The sequence below is a fragment of the Rhodococcus sp. AW25M09 genome (genome assembly GCF_000333955.1).
Classification (GTDB): domain Bacteria; phylum Actinomycetota; class Actinomycetes; order Mycobacteriales; family Mycobacteriaceae; genus Rhodococcoides.
Genome location: NZ_CAPS01000009.1, coordinates 32,744 through 58,663, shown reverse-complemented (window position 1 = coordinate 58,663; position 25,920 = coordinate 32,744). Strand labels below are relative to the sequence as shown.

7 protein-coding genes and 1 pseudogene are annotated in these 25,920 nt (G+C 64.4%); 7 read left to right on the top strand and 1 reads right to left on the bottom strand.

Going from position 1 to position 25,920, the window contains the following annotated elements; translation table 11 throughout:
* Positions 1-24: 24 nt before the first annotated feature.
* The 4 genes from RHODMAR_RS01380 to RHODMAR_RS01365 all read left to right on the top strand — a co-directional run bounded on the left by RHODMAR_RS01380 (position 25) and on the right by RHODMAR_RS01365 (position 13,077).
* Complete coding sequence (locus tag RHODMAR_RS01380) at positions 25-9,948, top strand: non-ribosomal peptide synthetase (RefSeq protein WP_008710472.1); 9,924 nt, start codon at positions 25-27, stop codon at positions 9,946-9,948.
* 4 nt (positions 9,949-9,952) lie between these two features.
* Positions 9,953-10,831 (top strand): cyclopropane mycolic acid synthase family methyltransferase, encoded by an 879-nt coding sequence (locus tag RHODMAR_RS01375; RefSeq protein ID WP_008710470.1) that lies wholly within the window; start codon positions 9,953-9,955, stop codon positions 10,829-10,831.
* A 66-nt stretch (positions 10,832-10,897) separates the two neighbouring features.
* The gene (locus RHODMAR_RS01370; protein ID WP_008710468.1) at positions 10,898-12,424 is read left to right on the top strand and encodes a polysaccharide biosynthesis tyrosine autokinase; all 1,527 of its coding nucleotides are present in this window, start codon (positions 10,898-10,900) and stop codon (positions 12,422-12,424) included.
* Positions 12,421-13,077 carry a S1 family peptidase gene (locus tag RHODMAR_RS01365; RefSeq protein WP_232433539.1) on the top strand — a complete coding sequence of 219 codons (657 nt, stop codon included), beginning with the start codon at positions 12,421-12,423 and terminating at the stop codon, positions 13,075-13,077. The genes RHODMAR_RS01370 and RHODMAR_RS01365 overlap by 4 nt, the downstream gene beginning before the upstream one ends.
* Before the next feature lie 4 nt (positions 13,078-13,081).
* On the opposite strand, the gene RHODMAR_RS01360 is transcribed toward RHODMAR_RS01365, so the two are convergent.
* A complete protein-coding gene (locus tag RHODMAR_RS01360; protein ID WP_008710464.1) occupies positions 13,082-14,857 on the bottom strand; it encodes a DUF4012 domain-containing protein in 1,776 nt (591 codons plus the stop codon).
* A 263-nt stretch (positions 14,858-15,120) separates the two neighbouring features.
* Between RHODMAR_RS01360 and RHODMAR_RS01355 the strand changes: the two are divergent.
* The 3 genes and pseudogenes from RHODMAR_RS01355 to RHODMAR_RS28070 all read left to right on the top strand — a co-directional run.
* Positions 15,121-24,108: pseudogene (locus RHODMAR_RS01355) on the top strand (amino acid adenylation domain-containing protein); the annotation flags it as partial.
* A gap of 220 nt (positions 24,109-24,328) precedes the next feature.
* The gene (locus RHODMAR_RS28850; RefSeq protein WP_232433543.1) at positions 24,329-24,946 is read left to right on the top strand and encodes a thioesterase domain-containing protein; all 618 of its coding nucleotides are present in this window, start codon (positions 24,329-24,331) and stop codon (positions 24,944-24,946) included.
* Positions 24,946-25,824 (top strand): cyclopropane mycolic acid synthase family methyltransferase, encoded by an 879-nt coding sequence (locus tag RHODMAR_RS28070; protein WP_042937507.1) that lies wholly within the window; start codon positions 24,946-24,948, stop codon positions 25,822-25,824. The genes RHODMAR_RS28850 and RHODMAR_RS28070 overlap by 1 nt, the downstream gene beginning before the upstream one ends.
* Positions 25,825-25,920: the final 96 nt, after the last annotated feature.

Below are 25,920 nucleotides of genomic sequence, written 5' to 3'. Positions count from 1 at the left end.
CGTGGATGTCGAGGAGGGCAGCAAGTGTCGCCAGAGGCGGGTGAGCCGTTGGACGACGGCCACTTTCCCCTGTCGGCTGCCCAACTGAACATCTACTTCGCCCAGCAACTCTCGCCTGATGTCCCGTTCACCATCGCGCAGTACGTCGAGATTCGGGGCGATGTCGATCCATCCGTGCTGATCCGAGCTACGGATATTGCATGCAGGCAACTCGAATCGACGTTCGTACGAATTGTGATGCATGACGGTCAGCCGTACCAGTGGCCGGACTTCGACGCGCCGTACGCGATGATCTATCGCGATTTCAGAGACCGTGACCGGGCGGTCGTAGACGCTCAGCGCTACATGGACGAGCAATATCGCAGGCCCGTCGATCTTGTTCGTGACCAATTGATTTCGTCCGAAATCATCCAGGTCGGCGAAGCCCACTTCTATTGGTACAGCCGTGCACATCACGTGGTGATGGATGGGCTCGGTGCCATAGCTGTGCAGGAACGCACTGCAGCGGTCTACACCGCCCTGATAACCGACACCGAGGTGGAGAAGACCCGTGCTGTCGGTGTGCGCGAGATCTATGACTACGAAGCGGCGTATCCAGATTCATCTCGCTATCACACCGACCGGCGCTACTGGCTCGACAGGCTGGACGGGCACTCCGATGCCCCGCGCCTTGCCGGCAACCCCCGTGAACCCACGCCACCATCCGGTGTGACGGTGAGCGTAGGTGCTGTATTGGACGCAGACCTCACCGACGCCATGGCCGCAGTGGCCCGTCGGTACAACTCCTCCGACGTCCCGGTTGTTCTTGCTGCCTTCGCGCTGTACCTCGCGCGGATGACCGACACCGATGACGTCATGCTCAGCTTGCCGGTGTCCGGCAGAGCGACCACGAGGCTGCGGGATTCGTCCGGCATGATGTCCAACGTCGTGCCGCTTCGAATCGGAGTGGAACGTGGGGTGACGGTCGAAGAACTACTGCGCCGAATTCAGGTGGAACTCACCGGTGCGCTACGTCACCAGCGTTTTCGGGTCGAGGACATGCAGCGCGCTATCGGCGTGAACACAAATAGTGGTGGGGCCGGACGCGGAGTATTTGGGCCGACGGTCAACATCATGATGTATAACAGCACAATCCGGCTCGGCGATGTCATCGGCGAGTACCGAGTACTCTCCAGCGGCCCGATCGACGACATGATGGTCAACGTATACCCGGGAGTGGCTGGAGCCAGCACACGCGTTGATTTCCTCGGCAACCCGGCCAACTACACGGCCGAGGAACTCGCAACTCACCACCGGGGCTTCTTGCATCTGCTGCGCGCCCTGGTTCACGCGTCGGATGGGCTCACCGTGTCCGACCTCGAGGTGCTCGAGGCAAAAGGGCAGGCAGCCCGACCCATCGCGCATCACTCGGCCACCGTTGCGCCGGCATTGCTGCCCTCGCTGATGTGTAGGGGCGCAGTGGTCCGCTTCGGTGGGGTCGACCGCTCCGGGGAGCGCTTCGTTGCGGCCGCGGAACATGTCGCCGCGCAACTCAGCACTTACGGTGCCCGTCCAGAGTCCCGCTTCGCGATTGCAATGGAACGGTCGTACGAATCCGTTCTTGCGGCCTGGTCGATCTCGACCGCCGGCGCATCGTTCCTCCCATTCGATCCCCACGAGCCCGCCGAGCGACTGACCGCGGTTCTCACCGATGCAGGGGTGACATTAGGTCTGACCACGCGCGCACTGCGGCACCGACTACCAGGTGCCGTCGACTGGGTCGCGATCGAGGATCTCCTCGATTCCGCACCCGTCCCTTTCACTCGGCCCGAAGTACATCTCGACAACGAGGCGTACCTCATCCATACCTCGGGATCGACCGGCACGCCCAAGGCGGTGAGCATTACTCATCGCGGACTCGCGCAGCTGGCGGCCAACGTCGTTCAGCGGTACTCCGTGACAAGCAGCTCTCGTGTGTTGCACCTTGCCTCACCGGTATTCGACGCATCGATCCAAGAAGTTCTTGCGGCGTTTGCGGCAGGCACAACGCTCGTGATCGCCCCAGCCGACGTCTACGCGGGCCCGGCTCTGGCTCGTTTCCTAGACATCGAGAAGATCACCCACCTGGTCACCTCGCCGACCGTTCTCGCGACCCTCGACCCGACTGATCTGCAGGGCATCGAAGTTTTCGACGTAGGCGGAGAAGAATGCCCACCGCCGTTACGTGACAGATTCGCGTCCACGGAACGGGTGATGCTCAACGCCTACGGACCGACCGAGGCAACGGTGTTGGCAACTCTGTCTGCGCCGATGGTGCCCGACGAACGAGTCACCATCGGTGCGCCGCTACCGGGGGTACGCGCACTGGTGCTCGACACGTACCTGCGGTCTGCACCGCACGGTGGTATCGGCGAACTGTATCTCGGCGGCGATCAACTAGCCCGCGGATACGACGGCCAACCCGGTGCGACATCGACTCGGTTCATTGCAGACTCAGGTGTACCTGGAGCGCGCCTCTACCGAACCGGCGACATCGTCCGATGGGCCGTCGACGGATCTTCCCTCGAGTACCTCGGTCGCAGAGATCAACAGGTTCAGCTACACGGGAGACGGCTCGAGCTCGGTGAGATCGACTCCGTAGCAGCGTGTCTCCCTGGAGTGCTTGGCGCAGTCACCGTTGCACGAGATGATCGACTGGCCCTGTACGTAACCGGACGCATCGAGGGTTTGAGCGCCCACCTCCGGGCAAACCTGCCGGCATGGATGGTGCCCCATCACATCGTGGTGCTCGACACCCTGCCCATGACGGCGGGCGGCAAAGTCGACCGCCGTGCGCTTCCGACCCCCTCCGCAACCCTTGTTGCCGAATACGTTGCTCCGCGTACCGACACGGAGCGTGCTGTTGCGGAGGTATTCGCCGAGGTCCTGGATGCCGAAGAAGTGGGGCGCGACCACTCCTTCTTCGAGCTCGGCGGTGACTCGCTGAGCGCAACCCGCGTGATCGCCAGGCTCGGCCCCGGAATCTCCCTGGTCGAGCTGTTCACCAACCCCACGGTTCGAGCAGTGGCAGCGGTCATCGACTCGTCCATCGTGGACGAGGTATCGCTCGAACTTCTCGATACGCCTGTGCCACCGCGAATTCCGCTGGCTTTTGCGCAACAACGCATGTGGTTTCTCAACCAGTTCGATACCGGCTCGCCGGCCTACAACATGCCGGTGGCCGTGCGACTAGCAAGGAGTAGCGATTCGTCCCTGGTGCTCACAGCATTGCGTGACGTCCTGGAACGCCACGAGTCGCTGCGGACGTATTTCCCCGACGATGGTGACGGGCCGCGGCAGGTGATTCGGCCTACCGCAGACGTCCTGACCGACGTTCCCGTTCGTACCGTTTCCGAGCAGGGGCTCGTGCCCGCCATCGCAGCACTGGCCTCCGCCGGATTCGACGTCGCGGCCGAAGTTCCCATTCGAGCAACAGTTCTCACTATCGATGACACGGGCGAGACGGTTGTGGTCCTGGTAGTGCACCATATTTCCGTGGACGGGTGGTCGATCGATCCACTTGTACGCGACTTCGCTACCGCCTACACATCTCGCAGCGCGGGCCATGCGCCCACGTGGCCACGGCTGCCCGCTCAATACAGTCAGTACGCAGTATGGAATCGCGCAACCGTGGACTCCGTTGCGGACGGGCAGCTGCGGTACTGGATCTCGGTGCTGCACGACACCGACTCCGCGTTGGCGGCCGTACCGGCCGATTTCCCCCGCCCCGCGTCGCAATCGATGCGCACAGCGGAAATTCCGTTCGAGATCGAACCTCGGTTGCACGCAGCCATCCGAAAGATGGCCCGCACCGCCAATTCGACTACGTTCATGGTCGTCCACGCTGCTGTGGCTGCCGCGTTGAGTCGTTTCGGTGGGTCCAACCGAACAGTGATCGGATCCCCCTCTGCTGGCCGAGGTCACGAAGCACTCGACGAGATGGTCGGCATGTTTGTCGGAACCGTTCCTCTTGCAGTCACGGTGGAGCCGTCCGGAAGTTTCGGGGATCTGCTCGACGCCGTCCGCGCTACTGACTTGGACGCCTTCGCCCACTCCGAGCTCCCGTTCCAGCACATCGTGGATGCCGTGGCGACGGACCGATCCCTCGACCGACATCCAGTCTTTCAGGTGATGTTGGCCTTCGACAACGCGCCGCACAGGTCGGTCGAGGATCTGCCCCTCTCGGTGCTGCAGGTTCCCACCCATACCTCTGAGTTCGACCTCAACCTGGTGCTCACCGAAACTGTCACCGGCCATGCCGAATCGCAGGGTATCGCTGGTCAAATCGAGTACGCGCTCGATCTGTACCGGGGGACAACCGTCGAACAGTTCGCATCAGTGGTCCTGACGATTCTGCGCGCGGCAGTCGCGGACTCGACCTTCGTCGTCGGCGATCTGCCGCTTGCGGCCGCGCCGATGGTGCCGACTGCGATGCGGAGCGGAACGCTGCTCGATGTGTTGCCGGATGGTGCGGGAGTCCTCGACGATGCAGTTGCCATCGACGGCGACGAACGACTGACGTACATGCAACTCGATCGCCGCTCGAATCGTATTGCGCGGCTCTTGATCTCACATGGTGTCGGTCCAGAGACTCTGGTTGCCCTGTCCCTCGGCCGCTCGTCCGAGTACATCGTTGCGCAATGGGCAGTCGCGAAGTCCGGTGGTGCCTTCGTGCCCGTCGATCCGCAGTACCCTGCAGTCCGACGCGAGCAGATGCTCCGCGACATCAGCGTCGGGTTCGGAGGATCCGAGGCGCATGTTGTCTGGTTGGAGGAATGGCAGGCCGATGCATACAGTGATCTGCCTCTGACCGACGAGGACCGCATTGCAACGCTGGCACCCGCGCACCCGGCGTACGTCATCCATACCTCGGGTTCCACCGGAGTGCCCAAGCCTGTCGTGGTCACACACGGGGGAGTTCATGCACTTGCACGGCAGACGGTTACCCGATATGGGGTGACTGCGAATTCGCGAGTGCTGCACGGCTACTCCGTCAACTTCGATGCCGCCGTCCTCGAGCTGATACTCGCTTTCGGTGCCCGGGCGACGATGGTCATCGCTCCACCGAATGTGATCGACGGCGTCGAGATGGCGACGTTCCTGACCACGCATCGAGTGACGCACTACCTGTCTACGCCCGCGGTGCTCGCGACGGTACCTGTGACGTCCGGTATCGAGACCGTTGCAGTAGGAGGGGACGTGCTGGGTGCGGCAGTGGTCGACGAGTGGTCGCCGAATCGACTGATGCTCAATGCATACGGTCCCTCCGAAGCCACAGTGGTGGCGACGCTGACCGACTCACTCCACAGCGGCCAGCCTGTCACGATCGGGCGTCCGTTGGACCACGTCGCGGCTGTCGTTCTCGATGACCGGCTGCAGCCGGTGCCGGCCGGCGGTATAGGCGAGTTGTATCTCGGCGGCGTCGGTGTGGCGCGCGGGTACCGGGAACGCCCGGCAGCGACCGCTGACCGATTCGTTGCCGGCCCAGGTGGGGCGCGGTTGTACCGAACGGGCGACCTCGTGCGGACAGGGGTCTCGGGTCTGCTGGACTATCGGGGTCGCCGCGACGCACAGGTGCAAATCCGCGGAGTGCGTATCGAGCTGGGAGACATCGAGTCTGCTCTTCTGTTGCACCCCGACGTGAGCGGCGCAGTGGCGGCGGTGCGCGAGAACAGGATCCTCGCCTGGGTGGTGGGGGTGGGCGAGCAGGACGCCGCGCTGTGGCTGTTGGGTCGCCTCCCCCTGACGATGGTGCCGGCCGCCATCACCCGTATTGATCGAATTCCGTTGACCACCAACGGCAAAGTGGACGTCGCGGCGCTGACCTCGCCGTCTCTCATCGACACCGACTCCGCGGCTGCACGCACGTTGGCGCAAGAGGTCATCCTCGGGATCTTCGCCGACACACTGGGCATCGACGAGCCTGCGGTCGATGCAAACTTCTTCGTCCTCGGTGGTGACTCGCTCGCCGCGACGCGAGCAGCCACTCGCATCGGTAGCGCATTGGGCACCCGCGTCCCGCTGCGGGCCATGTTCGAGGCTCCCACCGCACAACTGCTGGCCTCGGCAATCGAGGCGATGTCCGACGACTACACGCCGCTCCCCACACTGGAGCATCGGCAGGACGCGAACTCCTACACCGGTCTGGCACCCTCCGAGCGTCGAATCTGGTTGCAGAATCGCTTCGACCCGGCGTCGGCTGCATACAACATCGCTTTCGAGGTGCCGCTCCCGGCGGACCTCGAGCTCGACGTACTGCGCGCTGCCATAGCGGATGTTCTGGAGCGCCATACGCCGTTGCGCTCGGTATTTCCGGCCACTGTCGACGGTCCGGTGACGATGGTCGTGGAAACGCAGACAGTGGTCTCGATGTTGGGGGAGCAGCACGCCATCACATCGGCGAACGAGGGATTCGACTTGACCCTCGAGCCACCGATACGGCTGACAGTGCAGACGAGGGACGACCAGCGAGTGTTGACCGTCGTCGCACATCACATCGCACTCGACGGGCTGTCGATCGGTCCGTTGGCACGCGACGTCGACATAGCACTCACGGCCAGGATTTCTGGAGCCGCGCCTCGATTCACCACGCTCGCAGTCGATTACGCTGACTACCGCCGATGGCAGCAGGATGTGCTGGACGCGGTCGCGGCCGAACAACTCGATTTCTGGCGCCGCACCCTCAACGGATTGCCGGACTTCCTGGATTTGCCGACCGGAAACCCCGATGCCACGGTCAAGAACACAGTCGAGGCGAGTCCGGTGCCGTTCTCTGTCGACTCAGGCACACACGCCGACCTCCGGGCTCTCGCACACCGGCTCGGGGCGACCGTCTTCGTTCTCGTCCATGCCGCACTGGCAGCCGTGCTCGCCGAAGCAAGTGGCACGCAGGACATCGCCATCGGCACGCCGGTCTCCGGCCGCTCCGATCCAGCGCTCGACGACCTGGTCGGGATGTTCGTCGGGACCGTAGTGCTCAGGACGGAGGTGGTGCCGTCGAACACGTTCGAGGAGTTCGTCACCGAGGTACGCGACCGCGATCTCGATGCGTTCGCCCACTCGGACGTGCCGTTCGAGTGGGTAGTCGACGCCGTGCAACCTGCTCGCGCCGTGGATACCCATCCACTGTTCCAGGTACTGCTCGCTGTAGGCAATATAGCAACGCCGACAATCGAACTCGGCGAGGGCGCGACCATCCCGCGCCGCATCGACATCGCATCGACCCAATTCGATCTGGAGTTCGTCGTCGAAGAATCCGAGGCCGGCTTGACCGGAAACCTCGGTTACTCGGCAGCGCGGTTCTCCCGGGGAGTTGCCGTCGGACTCGCAGATCGGCTGGCCTTGGTGCTGACACTGGTTGCAGCGCAACCGGATATCCGACTGGGCAGCGCCCAGTTCGCTCAGGTCGATCCCGCCGTCGTTGCCCACCGGGACAGTGCAGCAGTACGTTACACAGTGGCGACGGTGTTCGAGCAGGCCGCGCGGCAGTGGCCGGAGAACATCGCAGTGGTCGATGGTTCTCACGTACTGACGTACCGCGAATTGGACCAGCAGTCGAACGCATTGGCAAACAGGCTCGTTCACGGCGGCGTTCGGCCCGAACATCTGGTTGCGGTGGCTGTGCCCCGATCTGCCGGGTTCATCACTGCCGTCTGGGCTGTGGCCAAGACCGGCGCAGGTTTCCTGCCGATCGATCCGTCGCAACCCTCAGCGCGCATCCGCGAGATTCTCGACCGTGCGGCACCGATCACCGGCATCACGTCAGGCGGCCTCGGCTCTGCTGATAACGACTGGGCTGGTAGCGACTGGTTGACGGTCACCGATGCGTCACTCGACCACTTCGAGATGCGGCATGCGCGGCTCGATGATCTGGCCTACGTCGTCTACACCTCCGGCTCCACCGGGGTACCCAAGGGTGTGCGCGTGACGCATCGCGGCATCGCGGATCTGGTCCAGAGCCAACGGGATCTGTTCGAGGTGACGCCCGATTCTCGCGTCCTCCAGTTCGCATCACCGAGTTTCGATGCGTCGATATTCGAGCTGCTGCTGGCCTTCGGAGCCGGAGCCCGCGCGGTGATCGTGCCCGCCGAGGTGTACGCGGGGCGAGAACTCGAAGCTCTCATCGATCGTCACCAGGTGACCCACGCGTGCCTCACTCCGACCGTCCTGCAAGTGACCGACCCAGAGTCAACCCCATCCCTGCAGGTGGTCGTCATGGCAGGTGAAGCTGTCAATTCAGCTCTGCTGCAACGGTGGTCGCGTGCGCGGTCGGTGTTCAACGCATACGGACCCACCGAGGGCACCATCATGAGTACCTGCACAACCGACCTGCATGACTGGAATCAGCACGCGGATGCGATGGGCCCGGTGACTATCGGCGGACCGATACGCGGTTTCGACGCCGCGGTTCTGGACGCGCGACTACGACCGGTTGTCGACAACGTGGTGGGGGAGCTGTATCTGGGCGGTGACGGACTGGCCGAGGGCTATCTGGGACAACCCGGTTTGACTGCAAGCCGCTTTGTCGCAGATCCCTTCGGCGAGGGCCGGCTGTACCGGACCGGCGATCTCGTGCGCTGGGTGGTCCGTGACGGCCTGCGGGAACTCGAATATCTGGGCCGAGTGGACTCACAGGTCAAGATCCGCGGACATCGCGTCGAGCTGTCCGAAGTCGAGGCGGCATTGCTGCGTCACCCGGATGTGCAGCAGGCCAGCGTGATCGGCCATGCGGATTCGTTGGCCGCGTACGTGGTGGGAAGCGTCGATCCGCGGGTGGCACGCGACTTCCTCGGTACTACAGTGCCCGCGTTCATGGTGCCGCGAACGGTGACGATGGTCGACGCACTGCCGATGACGTTGTCCGGCAAAGTCGATGCGACCAAGCTGCCGACGCCCTCGGTGATGTCGAGTGAACGGCTCGCTCCGTCGTCGCCGCACGAACTACTGGTCCACGGCGCATTTTCCCATGTGCTGCACGTACCTGCCGATCACATCGGCATCGACGACAACTTCTTCGATCTCGGTGGTCACTCCCTGTCGGTGGTGCAGGTGATGGACGCACTCGGAGGCCAACTGGATCGCCGGGTTCCAGTGAGTGCGCTGCTGCTGCATCCAACAGTCGCTGCGTTGGCAGCGCACCTCGAGGCCGGTACTGATACATCCGGCAGCGAGTTCGATGTACTGCTGCCGTTGCGTGCCAATGGCGTCGGCGCGCCGGTGTTCTGTGTGCACCCGGCTATCGGCATTGCATGGAGCTATCTGTCATTGCTGAGCGAGACCGACCGCCCGCTGTACGGGCTGCAGGTTCCGGGTATTGCGAACGGTGATGCCGCGCCATCGTCGATCGAGGAGTTCGCCGCGCGATACGTGCGTGAGATCCAAACTGTTCAAGCGCACGGGCCCTATCACGTGCTGGGGTGGTCGCTCGGCGGAGTGATTGCGCATGCCGTCGCCGCGCTCCTGCAGGCAGACGGTGAGGAGGTAGCGTTGCTCGCACTTGTCGACGCGCAACTGTCCGCACCCGAGGGCGCCGCAGAGCTCGACAACGCAGAATTCGGGGTCGGCGATCTTGCTCGTCAGCTCGGTGTGAATGGCGCGTCGTTCGAGGAAGTCGTGGATCAATTACGTCGGAGCAGAAGCGAACTCGGATTTCTCACGGTCGATCATCTGCGCCGCATGTATCAACCCGTTGTCGACGCTCCGAGCTGGGTGGCGTCCTACACCCCGCCGGTGTTCAAGGGCGAGATTCACTATGTGGCCGCTCGCGGTTCGCGTGGGGCGCAGCACTGGACGGACTTCGTCGACGGCGGGATCTCGCTGCACCGAGTCGATGTGGAACACGAAGACATGTTGGGCGAAGTCGGTGCCCGTGCACTGGGCCGAATACTCGGCCTCGTCTCGGCGTCGAAAACTCAGCGGCGAAGGGAGTGACGTGATGAGCAAGCAGTTGGAACCGTACGTCGATGATGTTCGGGCGCACTATGACCTGTCGGACGAGTTCTTCGGGTTGTTTCTCGATCCGAGCATGACCTACAGCTGCGCCTACTTCGAGCATGAAGATATGACGCTCGAACAAGCGCAGATGGCCAAGATCGATCTGGCCCTCGGCAAGCTGGATCTGCAACCGGGGATGACCCTGCTCGATATCGGCTGCGGGTGGGGAGCCTTGGCGAAACGGGCCGTCGAGGAGTACGACGTCAACGTCATCGGTCTGACGCTGAGCCGAAACCAGTACGACCAGGGCCGCAAGGTCGTGGCCGAACTGTCGAGCACACGGGTCGCAGACATCCGGTTGCAAGGGTGGGAGAAATTCGACGAGCCGGTCGACCGAATCGTCAGCATCGGAGCATTCGAGCATTTTCGGCGTCAGCGGCACTCCGCCTTCTTTGCGAAGTGCCGCTCGCTGTTGCGGCCCGATGGGCGAATGCTGTTGCACACCATCGTCGTATCGCCGCCTCAACCTGGCTCTGGCGCAGCAGGTCTGACCCGGGAGGACGCACACTTCCTGCGCTTTATCGTCCGCGACATCTTTCCAGGCGGGCAGCTGACGCTGGCGAAGATGGTGAAGTCGAAGGCGGCCGAGGCCGGATTCGAATTACGCCGCGAGCAGGCGCTCGGCCCGCATTACGCACGGACGCTCGACGAGTGGGCGGGCAGGCTCGTCGCCTCGCGCGAGCAGGCCATAGCGCTGTCTTCCCAGGCGACCTACGAGAAGTACGTCGAGTACCTCACCGGGAGCTCGTCAAGATTCGAGGATTCGCGCATCGACGTCGTGCAGTTCACGCTGACAGGAAAGTCGGATCCGATGCCGTAACCGTGCCCGAACATCCGATACATGGAACCATCATCAAAGCGTTGTACACAGATTAGGGAGCCCCACGTGGAAATCCAGGACTACCTCCGGATCCTGAGGACGCGATGGCTGGTCATCGTCGTCACCGTTGCCGTCGCCGTTCTGGGTGCGCTCGCGGTCTCTCTACTGACCACCCCCACCTACCAGTCTTGCAGTCGAGTCTTCGTATCCACCTCGGGTGGGACGTCGGTGAGCGAGAGCTACCAGGGCAACCTGTTCTCGCAGCAGCGGGTGGCCTCGTACTCGGAACTGGTCACCGGTGAAACACTTGCTGCGCGCACCATCGCGGAACTCGGCTTGGCGATGACCCCTGCGGAGCTGGCCGCAGAGGTGACCGCTACCTCGACGCCGGACACCGTCCTGCTTGACATGTGTGTTGTGGACAGTTCGCCCGGCCTGGCCCGCGACATCGCGAACTCGCTGGCGGTACAGCTCACGACGCTAGTCCGCGAACTCGAGACACCGGAGGACGGTGGTGCACCGATCGCCGGAGTCCGGCTGGTGGAAGAAGCGAAGGAGGCTGCGGCACCGATCGGTCCGAAGACGGTGCGCAACATCGCTCTCGGCGCAGCAGTGGGCCTGTTGCTCGGTATTGCACTGGCCGTGCTGCGCGACAGGATGGACAACACCATCAAGACCCGAGCGCGGCTCGAGGCTGCGTCCGGGGCTGCGCTCGTCGGGTCGATCCCATTCGACAAGGCGTTCACAGACAATACAGTCGTGCCCTTCGGCGGCGGGCATTCTTCGAGCGCGGAGGCATTCCGAGAACTGCGTACCAACCTGCAGTTCCTTGAGGTCGATCACCCGCCCCGTGTCATCGTCGTCACCAGCGCCGTACCCACCGAGGGCAAGACCACGGTGGCGGTCAACCTCGCCCTCGCGTTGGCCGAGGCCGGGCACCAGGTCGCCCTGGTCGAAGGTGATTTGCGACGCCCCCGGGTGTCCAAGTACCTCGGTCTCATCGGTGCGGTCGGATTCTCGACCGTCCTCGCAGGCCAGGCCGGACTCAAGGATGTGTTGCAACCCACCAAGTTCGAGGGATTGCAGGCACTGGCGTCGGGTCCCATCCCGCCGAATCCGTCGGAACTTCTGGGCTCCGAAACAGCACGTCAAGTGATTGCGGATCTGCACGGGATGTTCGACTTCGTCATCATCGACGGAGCGCCGTTGTTGCCGGTCACCGACTCGGCAGTATTGACGGCGCACAGCGATGGCGCGTTGATTGTCGCCCGCTACGGTCACACCAGCGAAGCCGAGGTCGGTCGCGCGGTGGAGAACCTGGAGAAGATCGGGGCACGCGTCCTCGGCGCGGTACTCACCATGATGCCCAGTGGACGCAAGGGCGCAGAGGGCTACTCGTACTACTACGAGACGGACAAGACGCTCGGGCGTCAGACGCTGAACCCCGCCGCGCCGACCACTTCCCCCACACTCCTTGCTGACAACTCGACGTCGTCAGCGCGGAATGGCCATGGCGGCTCGGCATCTGCCGTCCCGGCGGCAAGCCCGAGACGGCGGGGCGCGGCACCGACAGTCAGGCGTGACGAAGAGTGAGAGTTCTGCCGATGCTCGGCGTGGTGGCCGCTGCCAACGTGTTCTTTTTCGCAGCCCCGGCGACCGCCGCACCAATTGCAGTGGTGGGGCCCGGCACCGGATACGTGACAACCGGGGGACTCGACGATCTCACCGCGTGTTCTTTCGCAGCAGTCGGGTACGACGCCGCGGGCCGGCTCGTCGGTCTCACGGCCGGACACTGTGTGCTGGCACCTGGTCTGCCGGTCACCCTCATCGGTAACCCACAGGTCGGGCCTGTCGGAACCACCGCCTCCGGGCATTGGGGTCCGGATTTCGGCGTCATCGTGTTGGACGCCGCGAAGGTCGTTCCGGTGTCGTCCGCCGGCGGTGTGACCGTGACGGATATCGGTAGGGCCACCCCGGGACAGCGCGTCTGCAAGGGTGGTGCTGCGTCCGGAATCACTTGCGGGACAGTGCTCGAGGTGCGCGCCGGCGGCGATATCACCACGGACACACCGACCGTCTGGGCAGACTCGGGCGGCGCGCTCGTCAGCGGAACCACACTCGTCGGAATCGCGAGTCACGCGGACTCGGTACCCGTGTTGGGTCCGACTGTGTACGCCTCCGCGGCGGCATCGCTCGATCTGCTCGATGCCGCCGGTGGGCCGGGGTCGGGCTTCCGACCTATCTAACCCGTCAGCACTGGGGTACGTCGATGGTGACGGCTGCCGGATTCACCAAGGGCTGGACCGGCACCGTCGCGGCACCCGCGCTCGACGGTTCCTGCAGCTCCCACGTGACCGTCTGAGATTCGCCGGGCGGGATCGTCACGTAGGCAGCCTTCACCGGGCGCCCGAGCTCGGTACCACTCTGGATCGAGAATGCCGTCACACCATCGACTTTCATCGCGGTGATGGTCGCACCCTGCGTTCCGTAGAGGTAGACGATCGCCTCGTTGGTGCCGTACGGCACGTTGGGTTGGAAGGTGCTCGCCACGTACTGCGTCAACCCGTCCGGGTTCACGGTATTGGTGAGAGTGGCCGTCACCGTCGATGTCCGGGTGCCATCGGTGCACGACGTAGCGGTGTACGAAATGTCGCGCGCCAGGTAGTAATCGAGCTTGTTGCCGCCGGCGTTGTTGACCACCACGTTGGCGTACGGAGCGGGGCTGTCGGGCAGCGTATGGCCCACCTTGGTTCCGGCGAGAACGGCCTGCTCCGCAGGATCGGCGCTCCAGATCGAGATGCGCCCCTCGCTGCCGGCCCGGCCGACCGCGTCGAGCAATGAGCTACTGGGGGCGGTGCCGTTGACCATCTTTGCGACCACGGCGGATGAGATCTGTTGCAGGTACGCCTTACGGGCAGCTTGATCGTCACCGAACCTGGAATACGCTGTGCTGAGAGTGATTTCGACGACGTTGTCGGCGGTGATCTGCTCGCCGTCGGCAAGTGTCACCGGGCCGGTGGCTCCGAGGATGTAGCTCAGGGCGATCGGATCGGTAGCGATGGTGCCGTTGAGCACCTCACCCGTCTGCTCGGTCCACATCGACGACCAGATCTGGCCCGCATACGGAAAGTGCGGGCTGGCGTTCGAGTTTCGGAAGTCGGTGGTGGTGTTGCGCGGACCCCACAGCGCGTTGTACTCCGCACCGAGATCGATCGGTTGCTGGGCGAATGCGAGTTCGTTGTTGCTGCCGAGCGTATCGACCCTGGCGGTTCCGTTCTCCGCGCGGATGATTCCGTAGCCGCCGAGCAATCCGCCGGTGCCGCGGGCCTCGGCATTGGTCTGGAACGCGAGAAAGTAACTGCGCGGGCCGTTGTCGCCGAGCATCGACGGCAGCAGTTCACTGGCGATACGGGTGTTGGTGAGCAGATTCGCGAGTTCGTGAGTCTGATCGATCAGCGACGTGCGGGCCTCGTCCACCACGCCGAGGAAGGCGGGCTCGTCCACCTGCTGGGCACGCTCACTGAGCTCGTCGGCCGCTGCGGACGTCTGCTGCAGTACCGGTTGCGCGTCCCGCAGAGCCGCAGTGTCCACCTTGCCGCCGCCCTCGACGAGGCTGCTCGGATTCAGACTGGCACCCGCTGCCGACGCGGGGGCAAGCACGTCGTCGGCCAATCCCTGCACCACATCGCTGATCTGCGCTACCGATTTCAGGGGACTGCCGAGGTAAGGAACGGCTTTGGCTATGGAAAACGGGATTGACGTCGTCGCCGAGACCACATCGTTCGCGGATTCGGAGGCGAGCGCCGCTGCTGCCTCGGCTCCGGCCGAGTCGCCGTCGAGCAATGCGTCCTTGGCCTGTGTGGCCGAGTCGCGCGTAGCGGTCAGACTCGACTGCGCGGAATAGGACTCGTAACCAAGCCACACCACAAAAGCGATGACAATGACCAGAAATGCCCCCACCGCGATGAGAATCGGCCGCTTTCTGCCCGATTTCCGACCGCGGGTATCGGTGGAACTGGTTGCCATCGTCGGTGGCCTCTCGGTCGAGGAAATGTATTCGAGTGCACAGCCTAAAGGGGAGTAGCAGATCTGGCGTACCTGCCGTTCGATCCAGGTAGAGCATTCACACCGTGTCGACTAGTTTGTAACGGGCGATGAAACATCAACGCTATGAGCGGCGCGCCGGCCAATCGAAGTAGTCAGGGCGCGTGCGTTGAGGAGGTCGGGGAGTGTCGCCAGAGTCGGGTGAGCGGTTCGAGGACGGCCGCTTCCCCCTGTCGGCTGCTCAGATGAATATCTACCTCGCTCAGCAACTGGCACCGGACGTGCCCTTCACCATCGCTCAATACGTCGAGATCCGCGGCGATATCGACCCCTCCGTGTTGATTCGTGCGACGGACATCGCCTGCCGGCGTCTCGAATCGCCGGCCGTGCGAATCGGTGTGGAGGACGGTCACCCGTACCAGTGGTCGGACCTCCGGGTGCCGTACGCAATGATCTACCGCGACTTCACCGATCGCGAGCATCCCATCGAGAATGCCCAGCGCTACATGGACGAGCAATACCGGCAACCCGTGGATCTGGTTCGCGACCAACTGATCGCGTCCGAGATCATCCAGGTGGGCAAATGCCATTACTACTGGTACAGCCGGGCTCACCACATCGTAATGGACGGCCTGGGCGCAATTTCGGTGCAGGAGCGCACCGCCACGGTGTACACCGCCTTGATCCAGGGCACCGAGATCCCGAAGACCCGCGCCATCGGAGTGCGCGAGATCTACGACTACGAGGCCGCGTACCCCAGTTCCTCCCGCTACGAGACCGATCGTCAGTACTGGCTCGGTCGACTCGACGGCCACCTCGAGGCCCCCAGGCTGGCCGGTAGCCCGCACGAACCTGCCGCCCCCAGTGGAGTGACGGTCAGTGTCGGTGCTGTTCTGGATGCAGACCTCACCGAAGCCGTTGCCGCAGTGGCACATCGGTACAACTCCTCCGATGTCCCCGTCGTGCTCGCCACGTTCGCGCTCTATCTCGCGCGCATGACCGACACCGAAGACGTCATGCTCAGCTTGCCGGTATCGGGCCGAGCAACCACCAAACTGCGCGAATCGTCCGGCATGATGTCCAACGTCGTGCCGCTGCGTATCGGTGTCGAACCAGGGGTCACCGTCGAAGAACTACTCCGACGGATCCAGGTGGAACTCACCGGCGCACTTCGTCATCAGCGGTTCCGCGTCGAGGACATGCAGCGGTCCACCGGCGACGGCACCGGCAGTGCCGCAGCGGGACGCGGTGTGTTCGGTCCCACGGTCAACATCATGATGTACAACAGCACAATTCGGCTCGGCGACGTCATCGGCGAATACCGCGTGCTCTCCAGCGGCCCCATCGACGACATGATGGTCAACGTCTACCCCGGTGTCGCCGGCACGAGTACCCGCGTCGACTTCCTCGGGGACCCGGCCCTCTACACCATCGACGAGCTGGCCGCCCACCACCGCCGATTCCTCGTCCTGCTGCGTGCGCTGGTGAGTGCGCCCGAGGGACTCACAGTGTCGGAGCTGGATGTGCTGGGCGAAGAGGAGAAGGCCCAACTGCTGCAGGCGCATCCAGCGGCCACCGCGGCACCTGCCCTGCTGCCCTCGATGCTGACGAGTGGCGCAGTGGTGCGGGCAGGGGGAATCGATCGATCCAGCGCTGAGTTCACCGCGGCTGCGGAACATGTTGCGGCGCAGTTGATCGTGCATGGCGTAGATGTGGAGACGCGCGTGGCCGTTGCGCTGGCACGCTCCTACGAATCCGTATTGGCCGTATGGTCGGTCTCGACCACCGGCGCATCGTTCGTCCCCCTCGACCCCACTGAGCCTGCCGAGCGGTTGGCCGCCATGCTCGCTGATGCACGCGTCGAGTTCGGTATCACCACTCGACCTGTGCTGCAACACCTTCCGAGCGCCATCCGCTGGTTCGCCATCGAGGACCTGCTCGACGCGGAGGCGCTACCGTTCACTCAGCCGGCGGTGCACCTCGACAACGAGGCCTACGTCATCCACACCTCGGGGTCGACCGGAAAACCCAAGGCCGTCAGCGTCACCCATCGTGGACTCGCGCAACTGGCCGCCAACGTCGTCGAGCGGTACGCCGTCACCGCCGACTCACGCGTGCTGCACGCGGCCTCGCCGGTCTTCGACGCGTCCATCCAAGAGATTCTCGCCGCGTTCGCTGCGGGCGGCACCCTCGTCCTCGCCCCGGCCGACGTGTACGCCGGGCCTGCCCTCGCCCAACTGCTGGACGACGAGAAGATCACGCATCTGATCACCTCGCCCACAGTGCTGGCGACACTCGACCCGGAAGACCTCGGCTCCATCGAGGTCTTCGACGTCGGCGGAGAAGAGTGCTCTCCTGCGTTGCGCGATCGCTTCGCCTCTGCCGAGCGGACAATGCTCAATGCCTACGGACCGACCGAGGCGACGGTACTTGCGACGGTGTCGGCCCCGATGACGGCCGATGGCCGCGTCACCATCGGCGCGCCGCTGCCGGGCGTCCGCGCATTGGTGCTCGACGCCCAGCTGCGGCCCACTCCGCACGGAGGCGTCGGCGAGCTGTACCTCGGTGGTGACGGCATCGCCCGTGGATACGACGGGCAGGCTGGCTCGACATCGCTGCGGTTTGTCGCAGACCCGGGCATGGACGGTGCGCGGCTGTACCGCACGGGCGACATCGTCCGGTGGGCCGTCGACGGTTCGTCGCTCGAGTACCTCGGCCGCAGCGACCAGCAGATCCAACTGAACGGGCGACGTCTCGAACTCGGCGAGATCGAATTCGCGGCAACGACTTTCGCCGGAGTGACTGCCGCTGCGGCGGTGATCCGCGAGAACCGACTGGTCCTGTACGTCACCGGAGCCTCGGAGGGTCTCGAGAGCCACCTTCGGAACCGTTTGCCCGCGTGGATGGTTCCCAGCCAGATCGTGGTGCTCGATGCACTGCCGATGACGCCCGGCGGCAAGGTCGACCGCCGGGCATTTCCCGCCCCCACCGCGCCGACGCACACCGAATACGTTGCACCCCAGACCGATACTGAACGCACGGTGGCCGCAGCGTTCGCCGATGTCCTCGATGTCGACAAGGTCGGCCGCGAGCACTCCTTCTTCGAGCTCGGCGGTGACTCGCTCAGTGCGACTCGAGTTCTCGCACGCCTCGGTTCGTCGATCTCACTGACCGCGCTGTTCGCCGACCCCACGGTCCGCGCAGTCGCGGCGGCCATCGATGTGTCCGCGACGCAGGAGGTATCCCTGGATCTGCTCGATACCGTTCTGCCCGAACGTATCCCGCTGTCCTACGCGCAGCAGCGGATGTGGTTCGTCAATCGGTTCGATCCGGCATCGCCGGCATACAACATGCCGATTGCCATCCGTGTCAGCGGCGGCGAGGACACCGCATTGGTCCTGACGGCGCTTCGCGACGTGGCCGATCGCCACGAATCGTTGCGCACGTACTACCCGGACGACGGCGATGGTCCGCGCCAGGTGGTGCGGCCCACCGATACCGTCCTCGTCGACGTACCCGCACAGGCCGTGTCGGAGCGCGATCTGGACTCTGCGGTAGTGGCGGCTGCGGCGCAGGGATTCGATGTGGCGGACGAAGTACCCATCCGCGCAACACTTCTGAGCGTGGAAGAATCCGGTGACACCGTTGTCGTAGTCGTCGTGCACCACATTTCGATGGACGGCTGGTCGATCGACCCGCTGGTCCGCGACTTCGCTTTCGCGCACGCATCGCGCAGCGCAGGCCACGCGCCGACGTGGCCACGACTGCGCGCACAGTACAGCCAGTACGCGGTATGGAATCGGGCCTACGTGGACACCGTCGCCGACGAGCAGCTCGAGTTCTGGACCTCGGTCCTGGGTGATTCGGTCCTGGACGGCAGCGATACCGCTTTGGCCGAGCTAGCGACCGATTTTCCCAGGCCCGCAGTGCAATCGATGATCACCGGTGCGGTTCCGTTCGAGATCGGGGCACAGCTGCACGCGGGGATTCGTGAGCTGGCCCGATCGACCAACTCGACCACGTTCATGGTGGTCCATGCTGCGGTCGCTGCCGCTCTGAGTCGATTCGGCACCTCCAACCGGGTGGTCATCGGGTCCCCATCTGCGGGGCGAGGTCACGAAGCGCTCGACGAAATGGTCGGAATGTTCGTCGGAACCCTCCCTCTCGCAGTCACCGTGGACCCCGCCGCCAGTTTCGCGGACTTGCTCGGCGCAGTGCGGACCGCAGACCTCGATGCGTTCTCGCACTCAGACGTTCCGTTCGAGCGCATCGTCGACACCCTGGTCACCGACCGATTCCTCGACCGGCATCCGCTGTTCTTGGTGATGCTGGCCTTCGCCAACGCGCCGCACCGATCGGTGGAGGATCTGCCGGTGGCGGTGCTGGAGATCCCCACCCGTACCTCAGAATTCGACCTCAACCTCGTGCTCGAGGATGGGCACGAGGATTCGGCCTCGTTGGCCGGGCAGATCGAGTACGCGCTGGACCTGTACCAGCAGGCCACCGTCGAACAGTTCGCGTCGGCGATTCTGAACATACTGAACGCAGCCGTGGCGGACCCCAATTTCGTCATCGGTGACCTCGCTCTTGCCGACGATCCGGCTCTGCCGTTGCCGCAGCCCGAGGGGACGCTGCTCGACGTATTTCCTACGAGTGCTCTCTCGGATTCTGTCGCCATCGACGGTCTGCAATCACTGACCTACGCCGAGCTCGATTCTCGCTCGAACCGGATTGCTCGACTGTTGATCGCACACGGCGTCGGACCGGAAACTCTTGTTGCACTCTCGCTCGAGCGATCGGCCGAGTACATCGTTGCCCTGTGGGCCGTGGTGAAGGCCGGCGGCGCGTTCGTGCCCGTGGATCCGCGCTATCCGGCGATTCGTCGAGAGCAGATGTTGGCGCACATCGAGATAGGTTTCGGTGGACTCGAACCAGGAGTGAACTGGCTCTACGAGAATCAGGCGGAGCCACTGAGCGACCAGCCCGTGACCGACCAGGAGCGCTTGGGAACGCTGCACCCTGCACACCCGGCTTACGTGATTCACACCTCGGGCTCCACGGGAACACCCAAGCCCGTGGTGGTGACGCACCAAGGTGTGTACGCGCTAGCGCGGCAGGTGGTGGGACCATACGGCGTATCGTCGAATTCTCGAGTGCTGCAGGGATACTCGGTCAACTTCGATGCCGCGATTCTCGAACTCGTGCTGGCGTTCGGGGCCCGCGCGACGATGGTGATCGCGCCGCCCGACCTGCTCGGCGGAGACGAGATGTCGGCATTTCTCACCGAGCATCGCGTGACTCACTACCTGTCCACACCTGCTTTGCTTGCGACGGTGCCGCCGACGGCGGGTATCGAGACTGTCGCCGTCGGGGGAGACGTGCTGGGCTCGGACGTCGTGGACGCGTGGGCACCCGAACGGTCGATGCTCAACGCCTACGGCCCCAGCGAGGCGACGGTGGTGGCCACGTTGGCCGAATCGCTCCGCGCCGGTGAGCCGGTCACGATCGGTCGACCGCTCGATCACGTGGGTGCATTCGTGCTCGACGACCGGTTGCACCCGGTGCTACCCGGGGGCATCGGGGAGCTGTATCTCGGCGGGGTCGGGTTGGCGCGCGGGTACCGATTCGGTACGGCGGCGACGGCCGAGCGGTTCGTGGCAGGCCAGGGCGGCACCCGGCTCTACCGAACCGGTGATCTGGTGCGCCGGGGTGTCTCGGGTCTGCTGGAGTACCGGGGCCGCCGCGACTCTCAGGTTCAGGTCCGTGGTGTACGAATCGAGCTGGGAGACATCGAGTCTGCTCTCCTCGCACACCCCGATGTGCGCGGCGCAGCAGCGGCGGTACGTGAGAACAGACTGCTCGCCTGGGTGGTGGGTATCGACGAGCAGGAGGCCGCGCAGTGGCTGCTGAAGCACCTTCCGCTCGCGATGATGCCGGCCGCCATCGCGCAGATCGACCGGATTCCGTTGACCGACAACGGCAAGGTGGACCTCGGGGCGTTGGATGCTCAGGACCCCACCGTCGGCGACGGGGGTGCCGTTCGCACGTTGGCGCAGGACGTCATCCTCGGGATTTTCGCCGACACGTTGGGCATCGAGAATCCGGCCGTCGACGCCAATTTCTTCGTCCTCGGCGGAGACTCGCTCGCCGCGACGCGGGCCGCCACCCGGATCGGTGCGGCGCTCGGCACCCGAGTTCCGGTGCGCACGATCTTCGAGTCGCCCACCGCGACACAGCTCGCATCGGCGATCGAATCACTGTCCGAGAACTACATACCGTTGCCTGCCCTGGTGCACCGCGGCGACGCGCGCTCGTACTCCGGCCTGGCACCGGCCGAACGACGAATCTGGCTGCAGAATCGATACGATCCGGCATCGGCCGCGTACAACATCGCCTTCGAGGTGCCGCTTCCGGCCGACCTCGATCCGGGCGTCCTGCGTGCTGCGATCGCGGATGTACTCGAGCGGCACACACCGCTGCGCACGGTGTACCCCTCGACCGGCGACGGTCCCGTCACGGTTGTTCTCGATCCGCAGATCGTGCTGTCGACGTTGGACGACGCGCACGCGAGCGTCGATGCATCGACACTGCACGGCTTCGATTTGACCGTCGAAGCGCCGTTGCGATTGGTGTGCACCGAACGAGGCGGCGAGCGGGTGCTCACCGTCGTCGCCCATCACATCGCGATCGACGGGCTGTCGCTTAGCCCCTTGGCCCGAGACCTCGAGATCGCTCTGCTGGCCAGGACGTCCGGTTCGGCCCCCGAATTCGATACGCTCGCAGTCGATTACTCGGACTATCGGCTGTGGCAGCACGATGTCCTGGACGCGGTGGCGTCCGATCAGCTCGAGCTCTGGCGTCGCACCCTCGCCGGCCTACCCGAATTTCTCGACCTGCCGACCGGAACCCCGGACGCGTCACACGAGGCGACGCCGGTGGAGTTCTCGGTGAGCCCGGAAGATCTGGCTCGACTCCGGTCGCTCGCGCATCGGCTGGGTGCGACCGTGTTCGTCGTCGTCCATGCAGCGCTGGCCGCCGTACTCGCCGAGGCCAGTGGCACCCAGGACATCGCCATCGGGACGCCGGTGTCGGGACGAGCCGACCCGGCGCTCGACCACCTCGTCGGCATGTTCGTCGGTACCGTCGTGCTCAGGACGGACGTCGATCCGTCGACGACGTTCGAGGACTTCGTGACCGAGGTACGCGACCGGGACCTCGATGCGTTCGCGAACTCGGACGTGCCGTTCGAGTCGGTGGTGGACGCAGTGCAACCTACCCGCGCCGTCGACACACACCCGCTCTTCCAAGTGCTGCTGGCTTTCGGAGACACGGCAACTCCCAGCATCGAACTGGAGTCCCAGCCGATCGTCCCGCGGCGCGTGGACATCACCGACACCCAATTCGACCTCGAGGTCCTGGTCGACGAGTCCGAGGCCGGGCTCACCGGACAGCTCGGATACTCCGCCACCAGGTTCTCGCACGCCGTGATCGCCGGATTCGCGGAGCGTCTGACCGCGGTGCTGAATCTGGTGTCGACCACACCGGACATTCGCCTCGGCAGCGCGGACTTCCGACAGGGCCCATCGGTCGGGGTCTCTCGCCAGGAGAGCGCGCCCGAGCAGTACCCACTGGCCACGGTGTTCGAGCAGGCGGCGAATACCTGGCCCGAGAACGTCGCCGTGATCGACGGCTCGAGGGCGCTGACCTACCGAGACCTGGATCGGCAGTCGAATGCATTGGCAGACAGGCTCGTACGGTCGGGCATCCGGCTGGGAGATCTGGTAGCGGTCGCGCTGCCACGATCGGTCGGATATGTCACCGCAGTGTGGGCCGTGGCCAAGGCCGGTGCCGGGTTCCTGTCGATCGACCCGTCGCAGCCTGCTGCACGGATACAGGAGATTCTCGACGACGCTGCCCCGGTCACAGGAATCTCGTCCGTGGACTTCGGTTCGGCCGGTAGCGACTGGCTGACGATCACCGGTGAGGAGCTCGACCACGTCGAGGCGCGTCGACCACCGCTGAGCAGCGTGGCCTACGTCATCTACACCTCTGGATCCAGCGGGGCACCGAAAGGCGTTCGGGTGACGCACCGCGGCATCGCAAATCTCGTGCAGAGTCAGCGAGAGCTGTTCGGCGTGGAGCCGGACTCCAGGGTTCTTCAATTCGCATCACCGAGTTTCGATGCGTCGATTTTCGAGATGCTGATGGCGGTGGGAGCCGGGGCCGGCTCGGTGATCGTGCCGTCCGACGTGCACGGCGGTCGGGAGCTCGAAGCGCTGATAGATCGGTACGGAGTCACCCACGCGTGCCTCACGCCGACCGTCCTGCAGGTCACCGATTCGGCAGCAACTCCATCGCTTCGGGTGATCGTCATGGCGGGCGAGGCCGTCAATTCCGCTCTGCTGCAACGATGGTCGCGTCGTCGCTCGGTGTTCAACGCCTTCGGTCCCACCGAGGGGACCGTCATGAGTACCTGCACGACGGACCAGCGTGACTGGGGCCTGACCGGTGCGGCGGGCCCGGTGACCATCGGCGGACCGATTCGGGGCTACGACGCAGTGGTGCTCGATACGCGTCTGCGCCCGGTGGGAAACAACGTCGTGGGGGAGCTCTACCTGGGCGGGGCAGGTCTTGCCGAGGGATACGTCGGTCGAACCGGCATGACGGCAAGCAGTTTCGTTGCCAATCCGTTCGGCGACGGCCGTTTGTACCGAACCGGCGACCTGGTGCGCTGGGTGATTCGTTCCGGTGCACGCGAACTCGAATATCTGGCCCGAGTGGATTCACAGGTCAAGATTCGCGGCCATCGCGTCGAGCTGGCCGAGGTCGAGGCGGCTCTGCTGCGTCACCCGGAGGTGCGCCAGGCCAGCGTGATCGGCCACGCGCACTCGTTGGCTGCGTACGTGGTGGGCTCGGTCGAACCGCGGGCAGTGCGTGACTTCTTGGCGGGAACGGTGCCGGCATTCATGGTGCCGACCACCGTCACCGTCGTCGACGCGCTTCCGATGACGTTGTCCGGCAAAGTCGATGTACGAATGCTGCCGACCCCGTCGGTTCTGTCGAGTGAACGGCGTCCCCCGCGTTCACCGAGCGAACACCTGGTGCACGCGCAGTTCACCGACGTTCTGGACATTGCCGCCGAACACATCGGGATCGACGACAACTTCTTCGACCTCGGCGGGCACTCTCTCTCGGTGGTGCAGGTGATGGATGCACTCGGGGACCGGCTGGATCGCCGGCTTCCGATCAGCCTGTTGCTGATGCACCCGACGATCGCCGCCCTGGCAGCGCAACTCGACGCAGGAGAAAGCGTCGGTGCCCTCTCTGATGCTGCGTTCGAGGTGGTGCTCCCAGTCCGGGCCGACGGCGTCGGTGCCCCGCTGTTCTGTGTGCATCCGGCCATCGGAATCGCGTGGAGTTACCTGTCGTTGACTGGGCGAGACAGACCGCCCGTTGTACGGATTACAGGATCCGGGTATCTCGAACGTCGACGCCGCACCGTCGTCGATCGAGGAATTCGCCGCCAGGTACGTGCAGGAGATTCGCACTGTGCAGCCCCACGGGCCCTATCACCTGCTCGGGTGGTCGCTCGGCGGCGTGATCGCGCATGCTGTTGCGGCGCAACTGCAGTCGGACGGCGAGGACGTGGCACTGCTCGCACTCGTCGATGCACAGCTCACGGCACCGGAGGGTGTCGCGGAGTTCGAGATCGAAGATCTCGCCCGTCAACTCGGGGTCGAAGGCGGCTCGTTCGAGGCAATCGTGGATCGATTGCGCAGTACGAGAAGCGAATTGGCTTTTCTCACCGAGGATCATCTGCGCCGGATGTTCCGGCCGGTCGTATCGTCCCCCGGCTGGGTGGCGTCGTACGAACCGGCGGTGTTCGAGGGGCCGGTGCACTATTTTGCCGCCCGCGGCTCGCACGGTGCGCAGCAATGGACGGACTTCGTCGACGGCCGGATCTCGGTTCACCGGGTCGATGTGGAACACGAAGACATGCTGGGCGAGCGCGGTGCCCGGGCACTAGGCCGAGTGATCGGTACCGATTCTGTGGGGAAGGGCGTCGCGTGATGAGCGAACAACTGGAGCCGTTCGTCGATGACGTCCGGGCACACTACGACCTGTCGGACGATTTCTTCGCGCTGTTCCTCGATCCGAGCATGACGTACAGCTGCGCCTACTTCGAGCGCGAGGACATGACGCTCGAGGAGGCGCAGACCGCCAAGATCGACCTGGCCCTGGGCAAGCTGGACCTCGAGCCGGGGATGACGCTGCTCGACATCGGTTGTGGATGGGGCGCTCTCGCGAAGCGGGCCGTCGAGAAGTACGACGTCAACGTCATCGGTCTGACCTTGAGCCGAAATCAGCACGACAAGGCCCGAGCGCTGGTAGCCGAGCTGCCGAGCGAGCGCGTCGTCGACATCCGGTTGCAGGGGTGGGAGGAATTCGACGAGCCCGTCGACCGCATCGTCAGCATCGGCGCCTTCGAGCACTTTCGGCGTCAGCGATACTCTGCCTTCTTCGCCAAGTGCCGCTCGGTGTTGCGGCCAGGCGGGCGAATGTTGTTGCACACCATCGTGATCACGCCGCCCGATCCGGCCTCCGGCGGGGGTGGACTCACCCGTGAGGATGCGCACTTCTCCCGTTTCATTCTGCGCGACATCTTCCCCGGCGGGCAGTTGACGCTGGTCAAGACCGTGAAAGCGAAGGCGGCCGAGGCAGGCTTCGAGTTACTTCGGGAGCATCCCCTGAGGCTGCACTACGCGAGGACCCTCGACACGTGGGCCGAGAAACTGATTGCTTCGCGGGAGGCGGCGATTGCCGTGTCCTCGGAGGCTACGTACGACAAGTACGTTCAGTACCTCACCGGGTCGTCGGAACGATTCAAGAATTCACGCATCGACGTCGTGCAGTTCACGCTCGAAGCCGGAGACATACCTGCGAAGTGATGTTGCGACCGACGCTTGACTGGAGGGTTCAACTAAGTACTCTGGCTAACGAAAGGGTGCGTGGTCCGGGCTCCATGACCACGGTCGTGGTCGGGG

What these genes read in the sequence shown, in the direction of transcription:
- RHODMAR_RS01375 (WP_008710470.1), top strand. Translation starts at nt 9,953, where the DNA reads ATGAGCAAGCAGTTGGAACCGTACGTCGATGATGTTCGGGCGCACTAT.
- RHODMAR_RS01360 (WP_008710464.1), bottom strand. Translation starts at nt 14,857, where the DNA reads ATGGCAACCAGTTCCACCGATACCCGCGGTCGGAAATCGGGCAGAAAG.
- RHODMAR_RS28070 (WP_042937507.1), top strand. Translation starts at nt 24,946, where the DNA reads ATGAGCGAACAACTGGAGCCGTTCGTCGATGACGTCCGGGCACACTAC.